The 11635-nt window shown below is 56.0% G+C and carries 9 protein-coding genes; 6 read left to right on the top strand and 3 right to left on the bottom strand.

From position 1 onward, the window contains the following. Genes QWJ34_RS23985 through QWJ34_RS23995 form a run of 3 tightly spaced genes read left to right on the top strand, consistent with a single transcriptional unit; the run spans position 1 to position 5222 of the window. Positions 1–552: a hypothetical protein gene (locus QWJ34_RS23985; RefSeq protein WP_302731637.1), complete on the top strand. Its 552-nt coding sequence runs from the start codon at positions 1–3 to the stop codon at positions 550–552. Further along, positions 539–1510 (top strand): hypothetical protein, encoded by a 972-nt coding sequence (locus QWJ34_RS23990; RefSeq protein WP_302731638.1) that lies wholly within the window; start codon positions 539–541, stop codon positions 1508–1510. Before QWJ34_RS23985 ends, QWJ34_RS23990 begins: the two co-directional genes overlap by 14 nt. A 16-nt stretch (positions 1511–1526) precedes the next feature. Then, on the top strand, positions 1527–5222 hold the full coding sequence (locus QWJ34_RS23995) for a stalk domain-containing protein (protein ID WP_302731639.1): 3696 nt from the start codon (positions 1527–1529) through the stop codon (positions 5220–5222). A gap of 44 nt (positions 5223–5266) precedes the next feature. Here the strand turns inward: QWJ34_RS23995 and QWJ34_RS24000 are convergent, their stop codons facing one another. From QWJ34_RS24000 to QWJ34_RS24010, 3 genes are all read right to left on the bottom strand, one after another. Beyond that, complete coding sequence (locus tag QWJ34_RS24000) at positions 5267–5590, bottom strand: helix-turn-helix domain-containing protein (protein ID WP_302731640.1); 324 nt, start codon at positions 5588–5590, stop codon at positions 5267–5269. A 284-nt stretch (positions 5591–5874) separates the two neighbouring features. Then, a complete protein-coding gene (locus QWJ34_RS24005; protein WP_302731641.1) occupies positions 5875–6516 on the bottom strand; it encodes a thiamine diphosphokinase in 642 nt (213 codons plus the stop codon). Between the two features lie 211 nt (positions 6517–6727). After that, entirely contained in the window at positions 6728–7453 is a 726-nt protein-coding gene (locus tag QWJ34_RS24010) for an alpha/beta hydrolase (RefSeq protein WP_302731642.1), read from the bottom strand. Positions 7454–7726: 273 nt separating this feature from the next. Between QWJ34_RS24010 and pdhA the strand changes: the two genes are divergently transcribed. From pdhA to QWJ34_RS24025, 3 genes are all read left to right on the top strand, one after another. Beyond that, positions 7727–8794, top strand: coding sequence for a pyruvate dehydrogenase (acetyl-transferring) E1 component subunit alpha (pdhA, locus tag QWJ34_RS24015; RefSeq protein ID WP_302731643.1), 1068 nt, complete (start codon positions 7727–7729; stop codon positions 8792–8794). Positions 8795–8924: 130 nt separating this feature from the next. Then, complete coding sequence (locus tag QWJ34_RS24020; protein ID WP_302731644.1) at positions 8925–9902, top strand: alpha-ketoacid dehydrogenase subunit beta; 978 nt, start codon at positions 8925–8927, stop codon at positions 9900–9902. A gap of 31 nt (positions 9903–9933) precedes the next feature. Beyond that, on the top strand, positions 9934–11634 hold the full coding sequence (locus tag QWJ34_RS24025; RefSeq protein WP_302731645.1) for a 2-oxo acid dehydrogenase subunit E2: 1701 nt from the start codon (positions 9934–9936) through the stop codon (positions 11632–11634). Position 11635 lies beyond the last annotated feature (1 nt).

An 11635-nucleotide genomic window follows, 5' to 3' on the forward strand; every position in this document is an offset into this window, starting at 1 on the left:
ATGAAATACATAACCGGCATTTTTGCCGCGCTGCTGGCCGTTTTGCTGCTGTTTATGTACCCGCTCTACGAACAAGCCAGAAGCCAGGACAAAATCGCGGGCGCGATTGTGCAGGGGGCGGCTACCCATTTTATCGACGGCGCCCGCACCAAAGGCTATATCACGCCGCAAATGTACGAAGAATTCAATGCGCAGCTCGCGGCTACCGGGAACGCCTACGAAGTCGAGCTGGAGCACCTGCATAAACGATACAGCCCGGATTACAGCGATCCCGCGAATCCGGCGACTTTTCAAAACAGCTTCACCACGTTTTACGACGGATTCTACAGCGAGCAGATCCTGGGCGTGTTGTTCCCGGACAACGGGAGGGACAAAAAAGATTCCGGCCGCAGATACGAGATGCAGGTCGGCGATTATATCGGGATCGAGCTGAAAAATATCAACCGCACCGCGGCGGCGCAGCTCTGGGACTTTTTGATGAACGACAATACGCAAGAACATGCGGCGATCCTGATGAATTACGAAGGAATGGTCCTCAATGAAGATTACTAGCCTGGCCGTTATTTTTGTCATGATCTTTTTTCCGCTTTTTCAAATCGCTTCGATGCATCTGGACGACGAAGACGAAGCGCTGCGGCTTGGCGAACGCTACAACGCGGTGCTCAAATCGGCGGTCCGGGACGCCGGCTACGTGCTGAACGATACGGTAGAGCAGGACTATCAGCCGGGCTACGGATCGAAAAAGTTTTTCCGGGCGGACAAAGAACGCGCCGTCGATACGTTTTACCGTTCGCTTGCGCTGAATTTCAACGCCGAAGGCGACCCCGTCGCGCTGGGCGCGCTCGCCGGCTATATTCCCGCTATCGCGGTGATCGATTACGACGGCTATTACATTTACGCGACCGAGTCGTTTGTCGATTCCGCGGGTCAAAGCCGGCTCAAAGCGGTCTGGTCGCCCAAGAAGCCGTACGCTTACGCGGACAGCCGCGGCAATACGATCCAGTTTACGCTCGACGGCTTCGTCAAAGTATACGACCGCAGTTCGTCTTCGTGGGTGCAGGGATTTCGCGAAGAAATAGCGGTAAATGTGCAGATTCCGCTGCTGCGCGACGCGAAGAATTTCGAAAGCGTGCGCCGGCGGAGCATCGTCAACGGCATTCAAAACGATCTGGCCTACGTCATCAACCGCCACAATCAATATGCGACGCGTTACGGGATCGATTACGTCTTCACGCTGCCGCAGATCTCGCAGGAAGAATGGGACAACGGCATCGACGATATCGGCATCGCCGCTTTTGTGCAGGGAATCCCGGTCGGCGACCGGGCGTACAACAACTATGCGTTCGGCAGTGGGCGGCTGGTGAAGAAAAAGCTGCTGTACGGTTCGGTCGATCCTGCAACCGGCATCAAATATTATTCCCGGTATCCGGCCGAGCTGCCGTCGAAAGTCGAAGAAACGTTCGACAGCGAGAAAGAAGCCGCGCGGGCGGGGTATTTTCCGATTCGATAAAAGAGGAGCGTTAAAGATGAAAAAGCGAAAAATAGCAGCAGCGGCTGCTGCCGCTTTGTTGGGCTTGCAGCTGCTGACCCCGGCATTTACCGTACAAGCCGAGACCGACAACCCGGCCGCGGAAGCACCGCCTGCCGTCGACGATCGTCCGGCGGCCGAGCAGGAGATTCCCGCTGAAGAAAGCTCCTTATCGGAACCGGAAGGCGGCCCGGTTCGGACCGAGGCGCCTTTTTTGGCGGAAGAGCCGGACGCTGCGGAACCGGCCGACGCTGCCGTCCATTTGAATAGCGCCGCGGATTTCGCCAGGCTGGCCGGCGATCCGGCCGGATATTATATCCTGGACGGCGATATCGACTTCGACGGTCAGGCGTGGCCGAAGCTGACAGCGTTCTCGGGAACGCTGGACGGCGGGAACCATACGCTGTCCGGGCTGGATGTGGGCGAATCGCTGCTGGGCGATTTCACCGGCAGTCTGCTGGATATCACGATTGCCGGGCTGCATGCCGATACCTCTTCCGCAACCGGGATTCTTGCCGACACGGCTTCCGGCGCTCGGATCGGCAATGTACGGCTGCCGGCATGGGAAGTCACGTTTCGAACGAACAATACGATTCAATACGTCGACGATTCCATGTCCCTCGCAACGGACGCCGATCCGGACCATCCGGGAATCGGCGTGCTGATCGGCACAGCCCGAAATGTCGAGATGCAGGACGTTTCGTTTAGCAATACCCGGCTGGTTCTGGACCCGTCGGCGTCGGGAAGCGTTTATGGAGCGAAGCACGTCGGGCTGCTGGCCGGCGACTCGGAAAATTCGCATTATCGGAAGGTGAGCGCGTCGGGAACGGAATTTCATTTGCCGGCTGCGGGAGCCGCTTCGGCTTACCTGGGCGGCTTGGTGGGCCGTTCGCAATCGGATTCGTTCAGCGAAGCCGCTTCGGCGGTCCGGGCTTTTCCCGCTTCCGAGTTGGTCCAATTCGGAGGACTGGTCGGCAGAGCCGATCGAACGTCCATGACCTCGGTCCGCGGCGAAGTTGCGCTGGACGCAAGCGGGGGCGTGATTGGAGTAGGCGGTTTGGCCGCCGAAGGAGCGGCGCTCGTCCTGGATGGAGCCAACGGCAGCGTCGTATTGGAAGGAAGCGGACAGGAAGTGCGGTTTGCCGGAGGGCTGGTGGGCAGCGAAGGCGGCGGCGCCGGCGCAGAGACTTCGATTTCCAATGCGGACGGCACGCTGCAAATCGCCGATTTCTCGGCGCTTCGTTCGTCCGGCGGGCTGATCGGACCGTTCAGCCGCGTGGTTATCGATCACGCCCGTTCGAAGCTGGACGCGCAAAACGGTGTGGAAATTTTGCAAAGCGGCGGAGCGGGTCCTTATGCGGACCGGATTGGGCATATCGAAGCCGAAACGATTATGGACGCGGAGAAGATCGAATTCAGCGGCGGTCTGGTGAACGGCGCGGCCGAAGTGACAGACGGTTCGCTCAAAGCGGATATCGATATTCGTTCGGGAGATCCGGGAGAAAGTTCTTATGTCGGCGGCATCGCCGGAAGCGGAATACGTAAAACGGAGAAATTGGACGTGGATATCCATTTTTATGCGCGCGGGCAAAATGCTTATACGGGAGGACGGTTTATCGGCGGAATGTTTGGCAGAGCATCCGAGCAGACCGGAAGCGAGATGACGGGAATGTCAGGTCGGGTGGACTTCGAATTCGATTATCCCGACGCCGGCGCTTATTCATTTCAAGCCGCCGGTCTGGTGAACGGGAAGATCGAGACGTTCAGCGGCAATAACCTGCAGGTCAAGCAGCGGTTTGCGGCAAAAAGCATGAACCGGATTTATATGCTCGGCCCGATCGACCGCTTCTGGGACAACGATCTTCGAGTGGAAAGCGAAACGGTCAGCGGGGAATACAGCTGGCAGATTGCCGTGCTTGAGCAAATCGAATCGGCCAAACGCAACCGCCTGGATTTTAAAACAAGGCTGGAAGCGCGGCAGGAATCCTGGTCCTCCGGCGGTGTATCGGAACGGATGCGCTCCATGCAGGGCAACGAGATTCGCTCGGAGCTTACGCTCAGCGTTCCTTACGTTTCCTCCATTACGCCCGGGATAAGCGATCTGGGCGGAGAGGAAAGTAGCAGCGGCAATACTTTCGATCTGACTTTGAATACGGAAGGCAATACTCGTTTGGACAATTTGGGGGCGCTTGCTCTCGATATGACCGGAACCTGGGAGCGCAACGCTGTGACGCTTCAAGGCGAGTTACAAGGAATGACAAGCGAATACTATTACGGCTATGCGCGGCTTGCCGGCAATGCGAGGGATCTGGAGATCCGCCAAATGACAATCGACGACCGGGCCGACATCAAACTGAACAGTCCTTATCCGGAAGAAAAAGCGCGGGTAGCGGTTCTGTTCAACGAAGCCCAAGACAAAGTCCGGCTGAGCGAAATCGCTTATCACGGCAGCAAGTACGATCCGCTGCTCAATAAACAGCCGGACGACACGGAGATCCGGGACAGTTATTTTTTCTTTGACGAGGGTCTGGTATTAAACTGCTTGATTGGAACGGGGCTGCCGGATTCTTACGAAGAAGAATTTTCCGGAACGCTGCGGGCGGCCCGTGTATACCTGAGCACGCCGGAATATGTCGGGTTTTTGCTCGATTCGGATACGGATACGCTGGAGATCGAACATCCCGTCGCCGATTTGACCGATCCGAAAAGTTTCGACGGATTCGACCGGACGCCGTGGGAACGGCAGACGACGGCCGGAATCGACTCGCCCCGGCTGACGTTTGCCATCGACGATTATCGCACGGAAATCGCGCCGGCCGGCCGGCTTTCCTCAGACCGGCTTCGGCTGAGCTGGACGCCGCACGGGAGTATTCAGGATTATCGGTTGTGGAAAGAAGGCGATCGTTCAAGCGTCCGCCCTGTGGCGAAAGCCGAAGCGGAACTGACGATCGATCCGAAAAAAGAGAGCGGTTCGCTGTACAAAGCAACGGTGATGGGAGCGTGGGGCGCGCCTGTGCAGGCAAACGGCTATTTGTACCGATACGCGGAAGAACCGGCGGCGCCGGAACCGACGAATCCGGGCATTCCCGATTCGGCCGCGCCGCAGCCGGTCGCGCCGTCCGAGCCCGCTTCGCCCGCCCGGCCGCAGCCGGTTGTCCAAACGCCGGTCTCGAATGCAGCTTCGGAAGCTGCGAAAGAAACGCCTGCACCCGGTGCGGAAGCCGCCGTTTGCGGTATCCCGGATTCCCAAGACGCACGGCTGCGCGTTTTTATCGATTGTGAAGAAGTTCAATTTCCGGATGCGCAGCCGTATATCTCGCACAATCGCGTCATGATTCCGCTGCGATTCATTTACGAAGATCCGCATATCCAAAATCCGGTTTATTGGAACCCCGCAAGCCGTACGGCGGTTACGGAAACACCGTACGGAGAAACGCTGCAATTCACGGTCGGCAAACCGGAAGCCGTCGCGTTCGGGCGTCCGTTTCAACTGGAACTGCCGCCGATTCTGATCGAGGAGCGCGTTTTTCTGTCGCTGCGCGCCTACATGGAACTGCTCGGGGCCGACGTAATATGGAACAAGTCGAAAAATGCGGTTGAAATCCGTACGACCGAAGCCTACCGCAAGACGTTAAAACCGGCGGACGAGTGGCAGACGCTGCTCGGCGTCAAAAGATCGGCCGGGGCGGACTAAAACTGAAATCCGAAGGAGCGACCGAATTCCGCGGCAGTAGATATTCAGGTTTCGCGGTGCGGTATGAGGCTGCCGAGCAGACCGATCAGATTTTTGCGCTGCGACTCGTCCATTTTGGAAAACAGGGAAAGCAGCTCTTTTTCATCGTTGGCAAGAGGGCGCTCCAGCAGATCGTCGATCGGCAGCAGCTCCGACAGCGGAATGCCGAGCGCCCGGCTCAGGCTGCTTAACGTGTTCAGCCGCGGAGAGCGGCGATTGCATTCGATATCGCTGATCGACGATTGAGAAATGTTGGCTCGCTGGGCAAGTTCGACAGAAGAGAGATGACGGGATTTGCGCAGATAGCGCAGTTTGCTTCCGATATCCATAGAATCCGCCTTTCTGTAACGGGAAATGTTCATCTAAGTAAACCGGACGAAATGGTTCGCGCCCGAATATATGGAGTAGGGAAGAATGGAGGGTGCGGAGAAGCAGCGGCGGCGAGGGAGTAGTGTTCTGATTTGAATATATACCGAATCGGAGTTCGCGGTCTACGTATTCTTTTTACACTATGTAACGCTTTCATACGTCCGTTCCGGAAAGAGCCGGCGGCAGGCGCCGAATGCTCGAACCGGAATCGGACAGGAAAATGCGAACGATTCCGGGAGCAGGCTCAATCCCGGCTTTGAATGACAAGCAGAAGGCCGCTTTCGATCGAGACGATTCCTTCCGGGGCGGCGAGTTTGTTGCTGACGGACAGGGACTGCCCTTGACGCAGCGTAGCGTTTTTCAACGGGTATTCGAACCCTTCGAGCGTGACTCCTCCGACTTCCATGGTGGCCGGAATCAGCGAAACGTATGTAAAGCCTTGATTGTGTACCGTCAGCTGGCTGCCGGTCAGCTGAATATAGTTGTTATGATCGCGAATACTGCAAACGATCTGGTGCCGAAGCGCTCGGATCAGCAGCTGCACATTGGCAAGGGTATGATCCATTCGTCCGCCGGTCACTCCCAGCATCAGGATTTCCGAAGGCCGTTCGTTCAGCGCCAGCTCAAAAGCCAGTTCGGTATCCGTATAGTTCTTGTCGATTGGATCGCAGGAGTCGATACGCCCGCTGGCGGAGCGAATTCGCTCTACGTCGGCCGGAGAAACCGAGTCGAAGTCGCCGACGGCGACGTCGGGCCGCAGGCCGTTCTCGATCAGCTGCAGAGCGCCCCGATCGGCGCCGATCAGCATATCGTCCGGGCGAAGCTCCCTGAGATAATCGTCGGTCCAGGGCCCCCCCGAGACGATGACGATGCGTTTCGCATTCACGTCTGTTCCTCCTTTCGTAAAGTATAGGCAACGCCGGTCGTAAAGATCGAGTGAGTCTAAATTCAGTATACCGGACGGCAAGCCGGATTTACAATCATTTCGGCTCCGGCACAACCCAATAAGCGGACGGCGTCTCTCCCAAAAGAGTCCGCTGTCCGCTTATTTACTCTGTTTTCGCCAAATCGCCATTTTTAACCGCGTTGCGTTGGGCTCAACGGTTTAAAAAATACATAAGTGCGTCCGAAAGTTCCTGCTGCCAGAATCCCCACAAATGCTTGCCGTCTTTCTCTGTATAGCTTACGGTCGATTTCCGTTCCGTCAGCAGATCGCGCGTTCTGCGGTTGAGGTCGACGAAATCGAAAACGCCGTGATCCGTCTCGTAACGATCTTCCTGCAGACCGACGATCATATAGACGTCAAGCCAGCTTAGATCGCGCTCGCGGGCGATAACTTCCTGGGACTCTTGATAGAAAGCGCCCGATAAACTGATCACGCGCGGGTATTCGCGCGGATAAAGCAGCGACAGGTGGAGCGACAGCGATCCGCCGAGCGAATCGCCGGCCAGAATCCGTTCTTCGCTGCGGGCGCGGTACTTTTGTTCGATAAACGGAACGATCTCTTCGGCCACGCAGCGGGTATAAGCTTCATGCAGATCGCCGAAAGGCGCATATTCCGCCGTCCGCTTTTTGACGTCCACTTCGATCCCTACAATAATGAAAGGTTCCGTCCCTTCATCGAGAATCAGCCGATTCGCGTGCGTGGCGATCCGTCCGAAGTTGAAGAACTCTTCGCCGTCCTGGCAGTAGACCACCGGATAGCTGAGCACTTCGTTATAACCGGGCGGAAGATAAATGCGCAGCGCGCGTTCTTCGTTCAAAAAAGTGCTCGCAATGACTTCCTTCACAATCGTCCGTTTCAAATAACGGGAGTCGGTCATAAGGCTCATCTCCATTTCTATTTTTACATGCGTTTTGGATGCGCTTTACATCGCGGTCCGCAATGCGGTAAGATTGAAGCAGTGCGGACGAAATGACGAAAAACGTTCGAATTTCCTTCGCTGTTATATTAATATCACAAACCTGTTATATATACAAAAAATGAAATTAGCAAATAATTGTGCTCAATTTCTTTGACGAACCTATAGAACAGGTGTATAATAATGATATAACAGAGGAGCATGATATTCAAATTCTTTATTGAGGTGAAAATAATGAGCAAGGTTCCTTATGAAGTATATACGGAAGAAGTAGAAGCTCTTTCCGTTCTTTCGCCGGATGGCGAAATTGTTAACGAAGCATTGATGCCGGAACTGACCGACGATCAATTGAAAGAAGTAATGCGCCGTATGGTGTTTACCCGTACCTGGGACGAAAGAGCGATCAACCTGGGCCGTCAAGGCCGTCTGGGCTTCTACGCTCCGGTCTCCGGTCAAGAAGCAACGATGGTCGGCAGTGAATTCGCTCTGCAAAAAGAAGACTTCGTGTGCCCGGGCTACCGCGATATTCCCCAGCTCGTATGGCACGGGCTTCCGCTGTACCAAGCATTCCTGTACTCCCGCGGTCACCAGCACGGCGGACAGATTCCGGAAGGCGTCAACGTGTTGATGCCGCAAATCATCATCGGCGCGCAGATCCTGCACGCGATGGGGATTGCCATGGGCTTCAAGCTCAAGAAACAAAAACAAGTCGCGATTACTTATACGGGCGACGGCGGTTCGTCGGAAGGCGACTTCTACGAAGGCCTGAACTACGCGGGCGTGTACAAACTGCCTGTGATCTTCTTCGTGCAAAACAACGGCTATGCGATCACGACTCCGTTCGCGAAGCAAACCGCCGCTCTGTCGATCGCCCACAAAGCGGTTGCCGCGGGCATCAAAGGCGTTAAAGTCGACGGCATGGACGTATTCGCCGTCATCAAAGCGGTTCAAGACGCAGCGGAACGCGGACGCAACGGCGAAGGCGCGACGCTGATCGAAGCCGTCACTTACCGCTTCAAGCCGCACTCCCTGTCCGACGATACTTCCAAGTACCGCACGAAAGAAGAAGAAGGACAATGGAGCGAGAAAGATCCGATCACCCGTCTTGCGAAATACCTTGAGAAAAAAGGCTTGTGGACTGCGGAAGACACGGAGCGCGTAAGAGCGGAAGCGAAAGAAACCGTGGCCGAACAAATCAAAAAAGCCGAAAAAACGGACAAAATGACCGTTGCCGGCCTGATCGATTCCATGTTCGAAGTAACGCCGCAGTACCTGGAAGAGCAAAAAGCCGATTTCCAATAAAACGACCGGTTTCGGCGGGGCGCCCGTTCAGGCGCTCCTTCCGAACCTTTTCCTTGCGCATAAAAGCTTGAAGATACAGGAAGCAAGACCGGCATTCCATTGAACGTAACGTTAAGGAGGAAATGTAGTAATGGCACAAATGAATATGAAAGAAGCAATCCGCGACGCAATGCGCGTGGAACTGAAACGCGATCCCAACGTGCTGATCTTCGGCGAAGACGTGGGTAACGTCGGCGGCGTATTCCGGGTAACGGAAGGGCTGCAAAAAGAATTCGGCGAAGAGCGCGTATTCGATACGCCGCTGGCCGAATCGGCTATCGGCGGCATGGCTGTCGGTCTGGGCGTGCAAGGTTTCCGTCCGATCGCCGAAATCCAGTTCGTCGGCTTCATCTTCGAAGCTCTCGACCAAATGATCGTTCAAGCGGCGCGCATGCGCTACCGTTCGGGCGGACGTTACCATTCGCCGATCGTATTCCGCACGCCTTTCGGCGGCGGCGTTAAAGCGGCCGAGCTGCACACGGACGCGCTCGAAGGTCTGCTGATTCAGAGTCCGGGTATCAAAGTGGTCGTTCCTTCGAACCCTTACGATGCCAAAGGCCTGCTGATCTCCGCGATCCGCGACAACGATCCGGTCTTCTTCATGGAGCACCTCAACCTGTACCATGCATTCCGCGCCGAAGTGCCGGAAGGCGAATATACGGTTGAACTGGGCAAAGCCAACGTCGTTCGCGAAGGTTCGGACGTAACGATCCTGACTTACGGCATGTGCGTGCATACGTCCGTCAAAGCGGCCGACCAGCTCGAAAAAGAAGGCATCAAAGCCGAAGTGATCGATCTGCGTACGCTGAATCCGCTCGATATCGACACCATCGTCGCTTCCATCAAGAAAACGAACCGCGCCATCGTTGTTCAAGAAGCGCAAAAAACAGCCGGCGTAGCCGCCGAAGTGATCGCGCAAATCAACGAAAAAGCGATTCTGCACCTGGAAGCTCCGGTACTGCGCGTAACTCCTCCGGATACGGTTTACGCATTCGCGCAAATCGAGGACGCATGGCTGCCGACGCCTGAGCGCATCATCGCGAGCGTCAAAAAAGTTCTTGAATTTTAATTGATTGATATCCAGAAGGAGGTAGTGCAACGTGGCAAAATTCGAATATAAATTCCCGGAACTCGGCGAAGGTCTGCACGAAGGCGAAATCGTCAAACTGCATATCAAAGCCGGGGACAAAGTCACCGACGACGACATCATTATGGAGGTTCAAAACGACAAAGCGGTCGTTGAAGTCCCTTGTCCGGTCAACGGTACGATTCTGGAAGTTCGCGTAGCCGACGGTCAGGTCTGCCATGTAGGCGAAGTCGTGGCAGTGATCGAAGCGGAAGGCGAACTGCCGGAAGGTTCGGAGGCGGAAACGGCTCCGGGTCCTCAAGCGGACGCGGCGCAGGAAGCCAATGCGGCCGTAGGCGGAGCGGATACGACTTCCTCGCCGGCATCGGCCGATCCTTCGGCTTCGAAGGGGTCTTCCCAGGCATCGGGCGGCAATAAATTCGCTTACAAGTTCCCTGAACTGGGCGAAGGCCTGCACGAAGGCGAGATCGTCAAGATGCACATCAAAGCCGGGGACAAAGTCACCGACGACGATATCATCATGGAAGTTCAAAACGACAAAGCGGTTGTCGAAGTGCCTTGCCCGGTTAACGGCACGGTGCTCGAAGTTCGCGTAGCCGACGGCGAAACCCACCACGTGGGCGACATCGTGGCGATCATCGAAGTGGAAGGCGAACTGCCTGAAGGTTCGGAAACGATCGAAGAATCCGCTCCGGCTGCCGAAGCGAAAGCTCCGACGTCGGCTTCGCCGGCTGCCGCCGCATCCTCTGCTTCTTCCAACCGCGAAGTGCTCGCTACGCCAAGCGTACGCAAGTTCGCCCGTGAAGAAGGCGTGGAGATCGGCCAGGTTCAAGGCTCCGGCAAGAACGGCAAGATCTCGCGCGAAGACGTCGAGAACTTCAAGAAAAACGGCGGACAAGCACCGGCTCCGGCAGCGTCCGAAGCAGCGGCTCCGACGGCTCAGTCTCCTGCAGCCGCTAAATCGGAAGCCCCTGCGAAAGCTGCGGCGTCCGCGCCTGCCGCATCCGCGGCGGTCGACGAAGAACGCGTGCCGTTCAAGGGTATCCGCAAAGCAATCTCGAACGCAATGGTCAAATCGGCTTACACCGCTCCGCACGTTACCATCATGGACGAAGTGGACGTAACCGAACTGGTCGCTTTCCGTACCCGCATGAAGCCGCTGGCCGAAAAGAAAGGCATCAAAGTTACTTACCTGCCGTTCATCGTCAAAGCGCTGGTTGCCGCAGTACGCGAATTCCCGGCTCTGAACGCTTCGATCGACGAAGAGAAGAGCGAGATCGTCTACAAGAAGCATTATGATATCGGCATCGCGACCGACACCGAAAACGGTCTGATCGTTCCGGTTGTCAAAGACGCCGACCGCAAGAGCGTGTTCAAGATCGCCGAAACGATCAACGATCTGGCGAAACGCGGCCGCGACGGCAAGCTGACTGCAACCGAAATGAGAGGCAGCACCATCTCTATCTCGAATATCGGTTCCGCGGGCGGCATGTTCTTCACGCCGATCATCAACTACCCTGAAGTCGCAATCCTCGGAACGGGCCGCATCAGCGAAAAAGCCATTGTGAAAAACGGCGAAATCGTAGCCGCTCCGATGATGGCTCTGTCCCTGAGCTTCGACCACCGTCTTATCGATGGCGCTACTGCACAAAACTGCATGAACTATCTTAAATCCCTGCTCGCTAATCCCGAGCTGATGGTAATGGAGGTATAAA

Origin of the sequence: Saccharibacillus sp. CPCC 101409 (genome assembly GCF_030518235.1) — a bacterium.
Taxonomy (GTDB): domain Bacteria; phylum Bacillota; class Bacilli; order Paenibacillales; family Paenibacillaceae; genus Saccharibacillus.